Origin of the sequence: Virgisporangium aurantiacum (assembly GCF_016863635.1) — a bacterium.
In the GTDB taxonomy this organism is placed as follows: domain Bacteria; phylum Actinomycetota; class Actinomycetes; order Mycobacteriales; family Micromonosporaceae; genus Virgisporangium; species Virgisporangium aurantiacum.
The window spans coordinates 105,023-120,358 of record NZ_BOPG01000027.1; the positions used below are offsets into that span (position 1 = coordinate 105,023).

General features: G+C 70.0%; 14 protein-coding genes. 11 read left to right on the forward strand and 3 right to left on the reverse strand.

Annotation, left to right across the window (positions count from 1 at the left end):
* Positions 1 to 8: 8 nt before the first annotated feature.
* The 10 genes from Vau01_RS21765 (at position 9) to Vau01_RS21810 (ending at position 11,830) form a co-directional block, all read left to right on the forward strand.
* A complete protein-coding gene (locus tag Vau01_RS21765) occupies positions 9 to 986 on the forward strand; it encodes a helix-turn-helix domain-containing protein (protein WP_203995796.1) in 978 nt (325 codons plus the stop codon).
* Between the two features lie 36 nt (positions 987 to 1,022).
* Positions 1,023 to 1,772, forward strand: coding sequence for a phytanoyl-CoA dioxygenase family protein (locus tag Vau01_RS21770; protein ID WP_203995797.1), 750 nt, complete (start codon positions 1,023 to 1,025; stop codon positions 1,770 to 1,772).
* 91 nt (positions 1,773 to 1,863) lie between these two features.
* Positions 1,864 to 3,018, forward strand: coding sequence for a DUF5005 domain-containing protein (locus Vau01_RS21775; protein ID WP_203995798.1), 1,155 nt, complete (start codon positions 1,864 to 1,866; stop codon positions 3,016 to 3,018).
* 10 nt (positions 3,019 to 3,028) lie between these two features.
* Complete coding sequence (locus tag Vau01_RS21780; RefSeq protein ID WP_203995799.1) at positions 3,029 to 3,739, forward strand: FadR/GntR family transcriptional regulator; 711 nt, start codon at positions 3,029 to 3,031, stop codon at positions 3,737 to 3,739.
* A complete protein-coding gene (locus tag Vau01_RS21785) occupies positions 3,723 to 5,000 on the forward strand; it encodes an ABC transporter substrate-binding protein (RefSeq protein WP_239151761.1) in 1,278 nt (425 codons plus the stop codon). Before Vau01_RS21780 ends, Vau01_RS21785 begins: the two co-directional genes overlap by 17 nt.
* Positions 4,997 to 5,974 carry a carbohydrate ABC transporter permease gene (locus Vau01_RS21790; RefSeq protein WP_203995800.1) on the forward strand — a complete coding sequence of 326 codons (978 nt, stop codon included), beginning with the start codon at positions 4,997 to 4,999 and terminating at the stop codon, positions 5,972 to 5,974. The genes Vau01_RS21785 and Vau01_RS21790 overlap by 4 nt, the downstream gene beginning before the upstream one ends.
* Complete coding sequence (locus Vau01_RS21795; protein ID WP_203995801.1) at positions 5,974 to 6,804, forward strand: carbohydrate ABC transporter permease; 831 nt, start codon at positions 5,974 to 5,976, stop codon at positions 6,802 to 6,804. The genes Vau01_RS21790 and Vau01_RS21795 overlap by 1 nt, the downstream gene beginning before the upstream one ends.
* 10 nt (positions 6,805 to 6,814) lie before the next feature.
* Complete coding sequence (locus Vau01_RS21800; protein ID WP_203995802.1) at positions 6,815 to 9,895, forward strand: glycoside hydrolase family 38 N-terminal domain-containing protein; 3,081 nt, start codon at positions 6,815 to 6,817, stop codon at positions 9,893 to 9,895.
* Positions 9,892 to 11,109: an enolase C-terminal domain-like protein gene (locus Vau01_RS21805; protein ID WP_203995804.1), complete on the forward strand. Its 1,218-nt coding sequence runs from the start codon at positions 9,892 to 9,894 to the stop codon at positions 11,107 to 11,109. Before Vau01_RS21800 ends, Vau01_RS21805 begins: the two co-directional genes overlap by 4 nt.
* Before the next feature lie 67 nt (positions 11,110 to 11,176).
* Positions 11,177 to 11,830 (forward strand): FadR/GntR family transcriptional regulator, encoded by a 654-nt coding sequence (locus tag Vau01_RS21810; RefSeq protein ID WP_203995806.1) that lies wholly within the window; start codon positions 11,177 to 11,179, stop codon positions 11,828 to 11,830.
* On the opposite strand, the gene Vau01_RS21815 is transcribed toward Vau01_RS21810, so the two are convergent.
* Both Vau01_RS21815 and Vau01_RS21820 read right to left on the reverse strand, forming a co-directional pair.
* Positions 11,816 to 12,793, reverse strand: coding sequence for an acetylxylan esterase (locus tag Vau01_RS21815; RefSeq protein WP_203995808.1), 978 nt, complete (start codon positions 12,791 to 12,793; stop codon positions 11,816 to 11,818). The two genes, Vau01_RS21810 and Vau01_RS21815, sit on opposite strands and share 15 nt — an antisense overlap.
* A gap of 91 nt (positions 12,794 to 12,884) precedes the next feature.
* The gene (locus Vau01_RS21820) at positions 12,885 to 13,676 is read right to left on the reverse strand and encodes a hypothetical protein (protein WP_203995810.1); all 792 of its coding nucleotides are present in this window, start codon (positions 13,674 to 13,676) and stop codon (positions 12,885 to 12,887) included.
* Positions 13,677 to 13,882: 206 nt separating this feature from the next.
* Between Vau01_RS21820 and Vau01_RS21825 the strand changes: the two genes are divergently transcribed.
* The gene (locus tag Vau01_RS21825; RefSeq protein ID WP_203995812.1) at positions 13,883 to 14,446 is read left to right on the forward strand and encodes a hypothetical protein; all 564 of its coding nucleotides are present in this window, start codon (positions 13,883 to 13,885) and stop codon (positions 14,444 to 14,446) included.
* A gap of 64 nt (positions 14,447 to 14,510) precedes the next feature.
* Here Vau01_RS21825 and Vau01_RS21830 read toward each other — a convergent pair whose 3' ends face one another.
* A complete protein-coding gene (locus tag Vau01_RS21830; protein WP_203995814.1) occupies positions 14,511 to 15,248 on the reverse strand; it encodes a GntR family transcriptional regulator in 738 nt (245 codons plus the stop codon).
* Positions 15,249 to 15,336: the final 88 nt, after the last annotated feature.

Sequence of the window (15,336 nt, forward strand, 5' to 3'; positions counted from 1 at the left end):
GTCAACCGGTGCGGGGCGACGCCGTGGTGTGGACCGACCGGCTCGACGCGGTAGTGCCGCGGCTCGCCGTCCCGGGCGGCACGGCCGGCATCTACCAGTGGGCGCAGTGGTCGGGCGTCGTGGAGAACCCGCCGCACCGGCACACCTACTTCGAGGTATGCCGGGTCGACGCGGGGCGGGGACGGTTCGTGATCGGTGGTCGCGACCACGACGTCGGGCCCGGTGACCTGTTGTTCGCGCGGCCGGGGGTACGGCACCGGATCCTCAGCCCTGATCCGCCGGGCATCGGCCTGTCGTGGGTCTCGTTCGACCTGCGCCCGTCGCCGGAAGCCACCGACGAGGACGACGCTCTGGTGGGCGCGTTTCTCGCCACCGACAGGGCGGTCGCCCGGGACCGCGACACGCAGGTCGGCTCGGTGTGGCGGGCGCTCCACGCGTGCGCCGCCGGCCCACCCCGGCCGGGACAACGGACCCAGCTCATCGCGCTCGGCCAGGCGTTGCTGGTGGCGCTCGTCCGGGCCGGTGGCCCCGACCTGCCGGGAACCGCCGCGCCGGTCGACGTCGCCGCCCGGGTCGTGCGGCAGGTGACCCGCTACGTCCACGACAACGTCGACCGGCCGGTGCGCGTCGACGAGTTGGCCCGGCACGTCCACCTCTCGCACCGGCAGCTGACCCGGCTCTGCGCCGAGCATCTCGGGACGTCGCCGGCGGCGTACGCGTCGGCCGTGCGGCTGGACCGGGCCGCGGCGCTGCTCGTGCGCACCGCACAGCCGATCAAACAGATCGCGGCGGCCACCGGCTTCGCGGACGTCGTCCAGTTCACCCGGGCCTTCACGCGGCGCCACGGCCGTCCGCCCGGCCGGTTCCGCGCCGACGGCGACCTGAGCCCGGTGCTCAGGGCCGAGGGCGGCATGGCCGGAAACGTCAATCCCGTGGCCGCCGCGCACAAAGACGTCGACCTGGCGACCGAGCAGGCTGGGCCGTGACGCCGATCGGCGTCGAAACGGACCCACGGAGGCGAAATGACAATCACGGCCGACCGGGTGGAGACCTACCGGCGCGACGGGTACCTGCTGCCCGGGCGCCAGGTGTTCGCGCCCGACCGCTTCGCGCGGCTCCAGGAACTGTTCGAGGAACACCTGGCGCGGGCTCAGGCGGCGGGGGAGCGGGGTGACTCCGGCGGTCTCGACATGCCGCACGTGCACGACGCGCGGTTGCTGGAGTTCCTGCTCGCCGACGAGATCCTGGATCTGGTCGAACCGCTCATCGGGCCGGACATCGGACTGTTCGCGAGCGCGTTCCTGTCCAAGGAGCCGCGCACCGGGCGCGCGACGCCGTGGCACGAGGACTCGTACTTCTGGGACGGCCGCTTCGACCGCATGGACGCCATCACCACCGTGTGGCTCGCGCTCGACCCGGTCGACCGGGCGAACGGCTGCATGAAGGTGCTGCCCGGCAGCCATCTCGACGGCGCTGGCGAGTACGAGTTCGCCGACCCCACCGAGTTCAGCTTCGACCGGGTGGTGACCGGTGGCGTGGACGAGGCCGCGGCCGTCCACTTCGAACTCGCCGCGGGCGAGTGCTCGCTGCACGACGCGCGCATCATCCACGGCGCGGACCCGAACCGTAGCCCACGGCGCCGGGCCGGCTACACCATGCGCTACTTCTCGCAGTCGCTGCGCTTCGACCCGCGACACCCGAAGAACGCCGGCCATCCGCTCTGGCACGCCCGTGGCGTCAACCGCACCGGCAACCCCGTAGCAAATGCTTGATTTGCTGGCTTGAAGATCTAGACACGCTAATGACCAAGTGATTAGATCACTTGGTCATTTGCATCTCGTCACCGCCTGGCGAGGAGGAAGCGTGGCCGGATCCCGGCTGTTCCGCACATTCATCGGTGCCGCGGTCATCACCGCGGCACTCGTCACACCGGCCGGTCCGGCCGTCGCCGCCACCACCGGCGGCAGCGGCGGACCGGCGTGCAACACCCCCTCCGTACCGACGGTCTCTTCCGTCACCACCCATGCCGGTTACACCGACGCGTTCACCAAATACGGGAACACCGGCGGAGGCTGGACCGGCGGGGACAGCACGTTCTCCGTTCCGCTGAAGGGGACCACGCTCTGGCTGTTCTCCGACACGTTCCTGGGAACCGTGAACCCGGGCGGCAGCCGCCCGAACGACGGCCCCATCGTCAACAACACGTTCGTGCAGCAGCGCGGCGACCGGTTCCGCACCGTCCACGGTGGAACCACCGCCGAGCCCGACGCGATGCTGCCGAAGCCCGCCGACGACGCCTGGTACTGGCTCGGTGCCGGCCAGATCAGCGGCGACGCGCTCCAGGTGAGCTTCCAGCGCTACGACCGGTTCGGCCCGGGCCAGTGGGACTGGAAGTGGACCAACAACGTCATGGCCCGCTACTCCACCCGCGACTTCCGCAAGCTCGACGTCACGCCGATGCCGTCGGGCCACGGGGTGTCGTGGGCCAGCTGGCTGGAGCGGATCGGCGGCCACACCTACGTCTACGGCGTCGAGGACAAGGGCGCGGTCAAGAACATGCACGTCGCCCGGGTCAAGGGCGACGACCTCCGCAAGCGGTGGGAGTTCTGGACCGGCCGCGGCTGGTCTCGCGACCAGGCCGACTCAGTCGCCGTGCAGCCGGGAGTGGCCAACGAGTACAGCGTCACCCGGTACCGCAACGGATACCTGCTCATCACGCAGGACACGAGCACGATCTTCAACCCCGACGTCGTGGCGTACTTCTCGTGCTCGCCGACGGGCCCGTTCGTGGACAAGACCTTCCTCTACCAGACGCCCGAAGGCGGCCTCTCCGGCACCTACGGCAACGCGAACATCTTCACCTACAACGCACACGAACATCCCGACCTCCGCAAGAGCGACGGCCGGGGTGACAAGCTGCTGGTGACGTACAACGTCAACAGCTTCGAGTGGGACGACGTGATCAAGGACGTGACCATCTACCGGCCACGGTTCCTCGAAGTCACGTTCGCCCGGTAGCCGGTACGCCATGGCCGAACTCGCCCGGTCCAGCCTGTCCGACGCGCTCACCGAACGGATGCTCGAGCTCATTCGGAGCGAGGGCCTGCGTCCCGGCGATCGGCTGCCGTCGGCACGGGCGCTCGCCGAGCGGTTCGCCGTGGCGACGCCGACCATCCGGGAGGCCCTGCGCCGCCTGCAGGCCACCGGAACCATCGAGATGCGGCACGGCTCCGGGGTCTACGTGAGCCAGACCCTGGACCGTGTCGTCCTCCCCAACCCGCACCTCCCCCCGCTACCCGGCGCGCAACTGCTGCAACTGCTGGACGCGCGCCTGCTCGTCGAGCCGTACCTGGCGGGGCTCGCCGCCAGCCGACCCGATCCCACCCATCGGGCCCGGCTGACCGAGGCCCTGGCCGCCGCGGAGCGTCACATTCACGGTGACGACTCCGCACTGCACCGGGCGACGATGGCGTTCCATCGCGCCGTCGCCGCGGCCAGTGGCAACACCGTGCTCCACGAGATCGTCGACTCCCTGCTGACGGTGCGTGCCAGCGAACAACGGGAGATCCTGCGCATCTTCGACGATCGCGACCGGGATCACGAGGAACACCGGGCGGTCCTCGCCGCGATCGAGGCCGGGGCCGCGGACCGGGCACGCACCCTGATGCACCGGCACCTGCTGGACGTCAGGACGGTCGTGGCCGGACGTCTGAACGTGACTGATGAAGAAGAGAGGTAAGCCCGTGTGGCGCAAGCGCGCGGTCGCAGCGGTATGCGTTGCGGTTTCGCTCGTCATTGCCGGCTGCGGCGACGACGGCGACAGTGGTGAGAAGAAGACACACCTCAAGCTGTACAACGACAAGGGCGCCTGGGAGCCCTTCTTCAAGCAGGTGGGCGAGCAGTCCAAGCAGGAGATCGGGCTGTCGATGGAGCCGGTCGGCTACACCGACGAGCCGGCGTACGAGGCCTTCGTGAAGGCGTCGTTCCGCACGAACGTCAAGCCCGACCTGTTCACCTGGACCACCGGCTCGCGCCTGGAGGAGATCGTCAAGGCCGGGCACATCGCCGAGACCACCAACCTGTGGAACGACGCGATCGCCAGCGGTGACCTGACCGAGAACCTCAAGCCGTACTACACCATCGGTGGCAAGCAGTACTGCGTGCCGGCCAACGTCGCCTACTGGGTGATGTTCTACAACAAGAAGATCCTCGACCAGTACAACCTCAAGCCGCCGACGTCCTGGGGCGAGCTCCTGGCGATGGCACAGACCCTCAAGAGCAACGGCGTCACGCCCTTCTACCACACCTCCATCCTCTTCAGCTTCGTGTGGTTCCAGCAGATGCTCGTCGGCTCCGACCCCGAGCTGTACGCGAAGCTCTCGGAGGGCAAGGCCAAGTACACCGACCCGGGCGTCGTGAAGGTCATGGAACAGTGGAAGGACCTGATCGACAAGGGCTACTTCTCCGACCCCGGTGACAAGACCGAGCCGGCGGCGCTGATGAAGTCGGGCAAGACGGCCATGGGCGTGTGGGGCACCTGGTTCAACACGAGCATGACCCAGGCCGGCATGAAGCCGGGCGACGACTACGGCATGTTCTTCATCCCGAACCAGACGCCCGCCGGCGGCAAGACCGCGCTGCTGTTCGAGAGCGGCCCGCTGTGCTCGCTCGACAAGGCGCCGGACCGCGAGGCCAGCATGAAGTACATGAAGTGGTGGGTCGGCCCGACCGCGCAGGAGAAGTGGGCCAACTCGCGCAACGACGTCTCGGGCAACCCGAAGGTGAAGGTCACCGAGCCGGGCCTCAGCGACATCACCAAGAAGGCGTCGACCAACGAGTACGTGCTCTACAACCGGTACTTCGAGGCCACGCCGGCGCCGGTGCTGACCGCCGCGCTCGACGCCTTCGGCGCGTTCGTGGCCAAGCCGGCCGACTACCGCAAGCAGTTGGAGACGATTCAGAAAGCGGCCGACGACTACTGGGCCAAGCACGGGAAATGACCGTGTCCCGGAACCCGACCGTCCACAGTGAACCGATCGGGACCGCGCGGCGGGAGCGGGCAACCGCTCCCGCCCCGCGGGACAGGCGCGGCGGGCTGAGCGCCCGCGCCCGGCAGAACCTCGCCGGGGCCGGCTTCGTGTCCCCGGCCGTCCTCGTGGTCGCCGTGCTGCTCTACGTGCCGTTCCTGTGGACGGCGTACCTGAGCTTCACCGAGTACGACGGGCTCAACCCGCCCACCTTCACCGGCGTCGACAACTACACCCGGTTCTTCGACGACCCGGCCCTCGGCGGTTCGGTGCGCAACACGTTGATGTGGGCGTTCGGCGTGACCGTGGTGCCGGTGGTTCTCGGGCTGCTCGTCGCCGTGTTGTCCTACGGCATCCGGGGCGGCACCTGGTTCCGGCTGCCGTTCCTGCTGCCGTACGCGCTCTCCGGCGCCGGCCTCGCCGTCGTCTGGGGCTTCCTGCTGCAGAGCGGCGGCGCGGTCAACGACCTGCTCGGCCTGTTGCACCTGCCGGGTGCGGACGTGTCGTTCCTCCTCGAGTGGCCGTACAACACGATCTCGATGATCGTGGCGGTGACGTGGCAGCAGACCGGGGTGAACGCGCTGCTGTTCCTGGTGGGCCTGCAGTCGATCCCGAAGGAGTACAGCGAGGCGGCGCGGCTGGACGGCGCGACCGGGTGGCGGTTGTTCCGGCGCATCACGTGGCCGTTGCTGGCCCCGTTGACGACCGTCATCGTGGGCCTGTCGCTCGTCGCGAGCCTCAAGACGTTCGACATCGTATGGGTCAACACGCAGGGCGGGCCCGGCCGGACGTCGGAGACCCTCGCGGTGACGATGTACCGCGAGGCGTTCGTCAGCGCCGACTACGGCTATGGCTCGGCCGTCGCGCTCTCGCTCACCGTGGTGACCGCCGCGATCTCGTACGTGTACCTCCGCCGACAGGTCGGCACCGGAAAGGAGCCCGACTGATGCGCGAGTCGTTCACCGCCGCCGTCGCCCGTCGCGCGGCCCTCGCGGTACTCGGGCTCATCTGGCTCATCCCGACGTACCTGCTGGTCGTCAACGCGGCCCGCCCGGTCGACGAGGACGGCACCGACAACATCTGGACCCCGCCGGGCGACTTCGCGTTGCTGGACAACATGCGCCAGGCGTGGGAGCGGGTCGACCTCGGGCCGAGCCTCGGCTCCACGCTGCTGTACAGCCTCACCGGGCCGGCGCTCGCCGTCGTGATCGGCGCGATGGCCGGCTTCGCGATCAGCGTGCTGAAGCTGCGGTGGGGGTTCGCCTGGTTCCTGCTCATCTTCGGCGGCACCATCTTCCCGACCCAGATGCTGCTGATCCCGTTGTTCCTCGGCTACAGCGAGGCCAGTCTCTACGACACGCGGTCGGGCCTGGTCCTCATCTACACGGCGATCAGCGTTCCGTTCGCGGCGTTCGTGATGCGCAACTTCTTCACCGGCGTGGCGTACGCGTTGTACGAGGCGGCGCGCATCGACGGAGCCTCGATCTGGCGCGTGTTCTGGCGCATCTACCTTCCGCTGTGCCTGCCCGCGTTGGGCGCGGTGTTCGTGCTGGAGTTCACGTTCATCTGGAACGACCTCCTGTTCGGCGTGACGCTCTCGCAGAGCGAGCAGGTGCGCCCGATCATGACGTCGGTGTCGGCGCTCAGCAGCGCCTACTCCGGCACCCGGATCCCGATCGTGCTCGCCGCCGGCATCGTCGTCTCGTTGCCGACCGTGCTGCTCTTCCTCGTCACCCAGCGACTGTTCGCCCGCGGGCTCGCGCTGGGCCAGTTCTAGAAAGGGAAACATGACCACCCGACTGCTGCGGGCGAGCCTCGGCTCACCCACGTACGACGACATGCGGCGCGTCCTGCGCGCCGAGGGCGCTGTCGAGGTACTGCACGTCCGCAACCTGGTGCTGCGGGCGAGCGCGCTGCCGGTGTTCAAGACCGGTCCGCGCCAACTCGTCCGGGTGAGCGTTCACGGGGACGGTCAACTGGACGTCACGGCGCGCGACGGGGACCGGGTGCTCGACACGGCCCGGCTCGCGGCACCCGGCGTCGCCGACCTGTTCGTGCCGGCCGTCGACACGTCCACGACCATCACCCTCGAGCTGGCCGACTCCGCCGGGCCGGTCGGCACGGGCACGTTCGTCGTGACGCCGCAACGCCGGTGGACCGTCCACCTCGTCCACCACTCGCACCTGGACATCGGCTACACCGACCGGCAGGGCGTGGTGCTGCGCAACCACCTGGAGTATCTGGACGCCGCGCTCGAACTGGCCGCGCAGACCGACGACTGGCCGGAACCGGCCCGCTTCCGCTGGACCGTCGAGTCGGCGTTGCCGGTGCGCAGCTGGCTGGCCGCGCGGTCGCCGGCCGCCGTCACGAGGTTCCTCGACCTGGCGCGCACCGGCCGCATCGAGGTCACCGCGATGCCGTACCAACTGCACACCGAGGCCTGCTCGGTCGAGGAACTGCACCGGTTGCTGCGCTTCACCGACGACCTGCGCACCGAGCACGACATCCCGGTCACCTCGGCGATGCACACCGACGTGCCGGGCGCGGCCATCGGGTTCGTCGACGCGCTCGCCGCCAGCGGCGTGCGGTACCTGTCGGCGGCGCACAACTGGGCCGGTCGGTCGGTGCCGTTCCTGCACGGCGGGCAGGACCTCGGGCGGCCGTTCTGGTGGCGCTCGCCGGCCGGCAACCGGCTGCTGGTGTGGGTCACCGACACACCGCACGGCATGGCCTACATGGAGGGCAACGTCGTCGGGCTCGCCGACGGGTACACCGACACGACGGCGCTGCTGCCGGGTTACCTGCACGCGTTGGCCACCCGGGCCTACCCGTACGGCGCGGAGGCCTTCGGGTGGGCCGGGCTTCCCGAGCACGAGGTCACCAAGACGCCGTACCCGCACGACGTGCTGCACCTGCGGGTGCAGGGCGGGCACGCGGACAACGCCGGCCCGTCGATCATTCCGGCCGACGTGGTGCGGGCGTGGAACGAGGAGTACGACTATCCGCGGCTGCGGATGTCGCTCAACACCGACTTCTTCACCGAGGCCGAGGAGCGCCTCGGCGACCGGTTGCCGGAGTACGAGGGCGACTGGACCGACTGGTGGGCCGACGGGCTCGGCTCGGGTGCCCGTCCCCTGGGGTACGCGCGCCGGGCCCAGCACGCGATCCGGCACGCCGAGACGCTGCACACCCTGGCGGCCACCCGCGGCGACGAGGGCGACGTGGACCGCGAACTCGACGAGGTGTACGACGGGCTCGGGCTGTTCGACGAGCACACCTGGGGCGCGGCCAACCCCTGGCACGACCACGAGGACGGCTTCGACTCCGGCGGCCTGCAGTGGGCCCGCAAGTGCGAACACGCCTACCGCGCCGCCGACCACGCCGAGGACCTGCGGCACGCGGGGCTGCGCCGGCTGGGCTCGACGTTCGCGGCACCGTCGGGCGTGCGGGCGTCGTTCCTCGTGCTCAACCCGGGCCCGGCCCGCGACGACGTCGCGGAACTGTTCCTGCCGGCGAGCACCGTGCCCCTCGGCGAACCACTGTCCATCGTGGACGCCCGCACCGGTGAACCCGTGCCGTTCGACGAGGACACCGTGCACCCGGTCGAGTGGCCCACCCGTCCGGCCGGGCGGCGGCTGCGCTTCGTCGCCCGCGCCGTGCCCGCGCTCGGCTACGCCCGGTTCGACCTGGTCGACGGCTCCGGCCCCACGCCGTGGCACGACCTCGGCAACGAGGGCGTCGTCGACAGCGAGCACTACCGGGTGGAGTACGACCTGCGCGCCGCCGTCATCGCCTCGCTGTTCGACAAGGTGGCCGGCCGGGAACTGGCCAACCGGGACGCGTACGCCGGCATGAACCAGTACGTCTACGACCGCTACTCGACCGCGCCGCACATCAACCACCTGTCCGGTCACGTGTCGGCCGAGGCCGACCTGGCCCTGCTCGCCGGCCGCACCCTGGGCCGTCGCCCGTCGATCGTGCGGGCCAGGGCCAGCGCCGTCGGGTCCACAGTGGACGTCGCGCTCGACGGCGACGGCGTCGGCTGGCTGCGCACCACGATCACGCTTCCCGCCGGTGTCCGGCGGGTCGACGTGACCAACCGGCTCGACAAGAGCGGCACCCCGGCGAAGGAGAGTGTGTTCTTCGCGTTCCCGTTCGCGACCGGGCCGGCGCGGGCCTGGGAGCTGACCGGTGGCACCGGCGGCCCGGAGCGGCCCACCGTTCCGGGTGCCGCGACCCACCTGCAACCGGTGCGGCACTGGGTGGGCCTCGGCGACGAGCAGTTCGCTGTCGGCTGGGCGTCGCTCGAAGCGCCCCTGGTGATGCTCGGTGACCTGTACCTGCCGTACGCGCCGTTCCCGCCGAGCGTGCGTCCCGAACCGGCGGAGCCGGGCACGCTCTACTCCTGGGCGCTGAACAACATCTGGGACACCAACTTCCCCTCGCAGCAGCAGGGCGAGACGACGTTCCGGTACGCGATCACCTCGGCCACCGACGCCGACCCGGCCGAGCTCGGCCGCGACGCCGCCGCCGGGCTGACCGATCCGATGCTCGTCGTTCCGGTCACCGGCCGGAACGTACCGGTCGCCGCGGCGGGAGACAGCTTCCTGTCCGTGGCCGACCCGCGGGTGCGGGTCTCGTCGGTGGCGCGGTCGCGGCGCGGGCACGGATTCGTCGTCTACCTGAGCGCGGACACGGAGGTCCGCACCGAGGTCCGGCTGCCGGCGCCGGTGCGGGCGGCGTTCCTTGGCACCAGCCTGGAGCGCGATCTGGTGGCGTGCCCGGTGCGTGGCGACACCGTCGAGATCACCGTTCCGCCGGGAAACCTCGTCGCGCTCGCGGTGGATCTGGCCGGAGGTAGCGCGTGAAGATCGCCGACATCCGGGCCACCACCGTGACGGTTCCGTTGGAGGCGCCGCTGCTGCACTCCAACGGGGCCCACTGGGGCCGCTTCGTCCGCACGCTGGTCGAGGTCGAAACCGACAACGGTCTGGTCGGGCTCGGCGAACTCGGCGGCGGCGGGGAGAGTGCGGAGGCGGCCGTACGGGCGCTCGCCGACTACCTCGTCGGGCACGACCCGTTCCGGTTGGAGGCACTCCGGTTCGCGATCGCCAACCCCACGGCGAGCCTGTACAACAACCGGACGCAACTGCTCGCCGCCGTCGAGTTCGCCTGCCTCGACGTGATCGGCCAGCAGCTCGGCGTCCCCGTGCATGATCTTCTCGGTGGACGGTTGCGCGACGAGGTGCCGTTCGCGAGCTACCTCTTCTTCCGGTACGCCAACGCGTCCACCGGCGAGGGCGAGGTGCGCACGCCGGAACAGCTGGTGGACCACACGCGGGAACTCAAGGCGGCGCACGGCTTCACGGTGCACAAGCTCAAGGGCGGCGTCTACCCGCCCGACTACGAGGCCGCGTGCTACCGCGCGCTCGCGGAGGCGTTCCCCGGGGACCGGTTCCGGTTCGACCCGAACGCCGCGCTGTCGGTGGCGCAGGCGCGCCGGTTCACCCAACTGGTCGCCGATCTCCCGAACGAGTACCTGGAGGACCTCACCTGGGGCATGAACGGGCTGCGGCAGTTGCGGGATCTCGGTGTGCCGATCGCCACCAACACGGTGGTCGTCAACTTCGAACAGCTCGCCGCCAACGTCCGTGACCCCGCCGTCGACGTCGTCCTGCTGGACACGACGTTCTGGGGCGGGATCCGCCCGTGCATCAAGGCGGCCGGCGTGTGCGAGACGTTCCAGCTCGGGGTGGCCGTGCACTCGTCGGGCGAACTGGGAGTGCAGCTCGCGACGATGCTGCACCTCGGCGCGGTGCTGCCGAACCTCACGTACGCGGCGGACGCGCACTACCACCACCTGGTCGACGACGTCATCGTCGGCGGCAAGCTGGCCTACCGCGACGGCGCGATCCCGGTTCCGACCGGCCCCGGCCTCGGGGTTCGACTGGACGCCGAGCGCGTCGCCCGGTACGCCGAGCTGTACCGGGAACAGGGCGGGTACCCCTACGACCGCGACCCGGGCCGGCCCGGCTGGTATCCGCTCGTGCCGAACGAGCGGTGGGCCGATCCCCATGTATGATGCCGCCATCGACGGCACACCTACTCCGCGTGCAGAACCCGTCACCCGTCATAATCTCCTCGACGCGGTGACGGCCAGGATCCTGCGTCACATCCAGGAGGAGGGGCTCCGGTCCGGTGACCGGCTGCCGTCCACCCGCGCGCTGGCGGAGCGGTTCCTGGTCGCCACGCCCACGTTGCGGGAGGCGTTGCGCCGACTGGAGGCCACCGGCGCGGTCGAGATGAGGCACGGCTCGGGCGTCTACGTCCGGGCCGACCTGTCGCGGCTGATCCTGGTCAACCCCAACCGCACGGAGCTCGCGGCGGAGACCCTCGCCGACCTCCTGGAGGCGCGCGAGCTGATCGAGCCGCATCTCGCCGAAGCCGCCACCCGCAACGCCTCCGACGAGCAGCTCGCCGTCATCGCCGCCGCCCTCGACCGGGCCGGCCACGTGCTCGACGACGACGCCGAACTGCACGTGGCCAACATGGACTTCCACCGCGCGATCAGCCGGTACGCCGGAAACGCCGTGCTGGCACAGATCATCGACTCGCTGGTCGACATCTACCGCCAGGAACAGCGCGCGATCCTGGAGATGTACGGCGACCGGGCCAACGACCACCGCGCACACCTCGACATCCTGACGGCGATGCGCGAGCGCAAGCCGGTGAAGGCGCGCCGCCTCATGGCGGCGCACCTGCGCGACGTGCGCGCCGTCGTCACCGGCTCATCCGCCCGCTAGCCGCTCCCGCAGGAAGGCGAGCTTCGCGGTGGCCTGGAACGCCTGGCCGCCCTCGTGCCCGTTGTACGGCCACACCGTGATGTCCTTGTCGGCCGCGGCGTAGTGGTTGTAGGCGGCGAACACCGTCGAGGGTGGACAGACCGCGTCCATCAGCGCCACCGAGAACAACGCCGGTGCCGTGGCCCGCGCGGCGAAGTTGACACCGTCGAAATAGGACAGTGTGGTGAACGCCTGCTCGACGTGGTCGCGGTGGGTCTTCAGGTAGGTCACCAGTTCCTGGTACGGGCGCTCGTCGGTGATTTCCGTGGCCCGGCGGTACTGGCACAGGAACGGCACGTCCGGTGCGACGGCCCGGAGGCCCTCGACGAGTCCCGAGACGGCGAGGGAGATGCCGCCGCCCTGGCTGCCCCCGGTGACCGCCACCCGCGCCGCGTCGACGCGGGGATGCGCCCGCGCCGCGTCGACCGCGCGGACGGCGTCGGTGAACACGCGGCGGTAGTAGTACCGCTGCGGGTCGGTGATTCCGCGGGTCATGAAGCCCGGCGTCTGCGGGCCGCCGGCCTCGTCGGGATCCGGTGTGTCGCCGGTGAGATAGCCGCCGCTGCCCTGGCCCCGCGTGTCCATGACGAAGTGCGCGTAGCCGGCGTTCGCCCACAGCAGCCACTCGATCGGCAGGCCCCGGCCGCCGCCGTACCCGATGTACTCCACGACGCACGGCAACGGCCCGTCGGCGCCGCGCGGCAGCACCAACCAGCCGCGCACCGGATGCCCGGCGTAGCCCGCGAACGTGACGTCGAATACGTCCACAAGGGACAGACCGGCGTCGTGCGGCTCGAACGTCGCGTCCCATCCCGCGGCGCGGGACCGGCTGAGCGTCTCGGCCCAGAAGTCGTCGAAGTCGGCGGGTTCATCGCGGGCGGGGCGGTATTCGCGGAGCCGGTCCAGCGGCCAGTCGATCAGCACGCGATCACGATATCCGCGCCGGCCGCCGCGCCCAACGGCGGACGCGGGAATACCGCGGTCGCCGAGGTGGCGGCCGCGGTACCCGTAGCGGCTAGAATCCGCGCTGCCGAAGCTGTTCCAGGGCGTCCTGCGCCAGCCTCTTGGCGGTGCTCGCCATCAGGAAGTCCTCGACGAGCTTCGGGTTGTACCCGCCGGGGATCGGCGGGCCGCCGTTGATGCTGAACCCGTCCATGTCGAACTTCGAACGAACGGTGACTCCGTCGTAGGTGCAGTTGTAGAGAACGGTGCCGACCTTGGCCTCGATGTACTCCTCGCAGTGTGGGTTCATCTTGGCGATCAGGCTCTCCAACCCCTGACGGTAGTCGGCGAACACCTGATTGCGTTGCGCAACGGGCGCGTTGGCCTTCGCCAGACCCACCTCGTAGGTGGTGAACAGCGTCATCATCGCCTTGCCGACCGCGTCGAGGTCACCGTCGGCGGTGATGACGTTGTTGGCGAGGTAGCTCCGGGCCAGGTACGCGCCCTCGCTGACGCTGTTGTTGTAGATCGCGGCGTAGAACGGCAACGGGTGTTCCAGGAAGAACACGTTCGACACCGCGTACTGCGTCTTGGCCTCCAGCGTGGCGACGACCTCCGCGTCCAGCCGCTCCACCACGTCGACCTTGATGCCGTTGATGGCGCCCTTCAGCAGCTGCACCAGGGCGAGGATCTCCCCCGGGGTAATCCCGTCCTCGGCGGCCACCAGCAGGGCGCCCAGCACGTCGAAGGTGATGTCCGCGTACTGGTCGGGGGTGGCCGCCTGTGCCGGCGGTGGTGCGGCTCCCAGCGTCAGCGCGACGCAGGCGACGGCCGCGGCGATCCCGCGGAACAGCCTTGATCTCACCTGTGTTCCTCCAATCTGATCGATATCGCGGAGGACAAGGTGACACGTCGTCGAGCTGCCGCGCGTCAGTAGTTGTACGGAACTGGATACGTCAATTCACCCGGTGGCGCCGCACGGCGTGAGAGTCGGACGTGACCGGGGCGAGAGCGGCCGCTGCTTGACTTCGATCAATTGTTTCCCGTGAATGTTGAGAAGGGAGCGCCCGAATGCGTGGTGTCAGGCGGTCATTCCTGTCGATGGCGCTGATCGTGGCGGCAATGGCGACACTGGTGCTCGGCGGCCCCGGCGCGGCCAGTGCGGAGGCGCAGGGTGAGCCGGCCCGCGTCGACGGTAGGTGGGTGCGCGTCGACATGGCGCTGAACTGCGTGGACATGACGGACCAGGCCAGGGCGTACGCCGTCGAGCACCAGCTGTGCACCGCCGACGGCACGATCGGTACGGCCGGTGTGGTGGAAGGACCGTGCGGAACCAGCTGGCTCTGGCTCTACAACATCAACGGTGGTCGGATGAACGTCCTGTACGGGTACCACTCCGTTCAGGGTGCCGTTCTCGCACACTCGCTGCGGGTGTCCTGGTACAACCGGGGAACCGGTGGTTCCGGTGGCTGGTCCGACGTCGCCGGGCGGCCGTACAGCACCTACGAGGCGGTCTCGACGCAGGTCACCGGCGCGGGCTATGTCACCGCCGGACTGAGCGGTTTCGTCACCCTCGTATGGGGCGGCAACTGCGACATTCTGAACCCGACCGACGCGGTCACCGTCGGGCCGTAACGCGAACTGTTCCGACCGTGGGATGACCCAGGGGCCCCGGGCTCCCGGGTCATCCCACGCGGCGTCAGCGGTTGTAGACGGTCACCTCGATGGCGTAGGTGTCCGCGCGGTACAGGTTGTCGGCGAACTCGACCGCGTGCCCCGCGGCGTCGAACGAGGTGCGCTGCATGCTGATGAGCGGCGCGCTGCGCTTGGTCCCCAGCAGTTTGGCCTCCACCGCGCCGGCCGGTACCGCGGTGATGCGCTGCTTCGCCACCGCGGGCCGGCCGTTGCGCTCGCCGAGCAGCCGGTACAGGCCGTTGGCTTCGAGATCCGCGCGGGTGATGTCGTCGAACCGGGCGGGCAACCAGTTGCGCAGGATGGCGAGGGGGCGGCCGTCGGCCAGCCGCAGCCGTTCGCAGCGCACGAGGGGCGCGTTGCCGGCGAGACCGAGCGCGCGGGCGGCGTGCCGGTCGACGCACGCCGGATCGAACGTCAGCACCTGCGTCTCCGGGCGGCGGCCCGCGGCGGTGAGGTCGTCGTGCAGGCTGGTGAGCGCGACGCGGCGGCGGACCTCCGCATTCGCGACCCGGGTGCCGACCCCCGGCTTGCGGGTGAGCATTCCCTTCTCGACCAGTTCGTCGAGGGCCCGCCGCATGGTCGGGCGCGAGATCGACAGCATGCCGGCGAACTCGATCTCGTTGGGCAGCCGTTCCCCCGGAGTGAGCTCGCCGCGGTCGACCGCTTCCTCGATGCTGCGGCTGATCTGGAAGTACAACGGCACGGGGCTGGACCGATCGATCTCGATGCGCGGCACGGGCACGTGACCCTCCCGGCGGTCGAACTGACAATCGCCGGAGCTTGTCACCCGCTTTCTCTTAATGTCAAGACAAACTGTTGACTTCCCGCTC

Excerpts from the sequence above, each read along its gene's own strand:
- Vau01_RS21770 (WP_203995797.1), top strand. The coding sequence starts at position 1,023 with ATGACAATCACGGCCGACCGGGTGGAGACCTACCGGCGCGACGGGTAC.
- Vau01_RS21800 (WP_203995802.1), top strand. The coding sequence starts at position 6,815 with ATGACCACCCGACTGCTGCGGGCGAGCCTCGGCTCACCCACGTACGAC.
- Vau01_RS21795 (WP_203995801.1), top strand. The coding sequence starts at position 5,974 with ATGCGCGAGTCGTTCACCGCCGCCGTCGCCCGTCGCGCGGCCCTCGCG.
- Vau01_RS21790 (WP_203995800.1), top strand. The coding sequence starts at position 4,997 with ATGACCGTGTCCCGGAACCCGACCGTCCACAGTGAACCGATCGGGACC.
- Vau01_RS21825 (WP_203995812.1), top strand. The coding sequence starts at position 13,883 with ATGCGTGGTGTCAGGCGGTCATTCCTGTCGATGGCGCTGATCGTGGCG.
- Vau01_RS21785 (WP_239151761.1), top strand. The coding sequence starts at position 3,723 with ATGAAGAAGAGAGGTAAGCCCGTGTGGCGCAAGCGCGCGGTCGCAGCG.
- Vau01_RS21780 (WP_203995799.1), top strand. The coding sequence starts at position 3,029 with ATGGCCGAACTCGCCCGGTCCAGCCTGTCCGACGCGCTCACCGAACGG.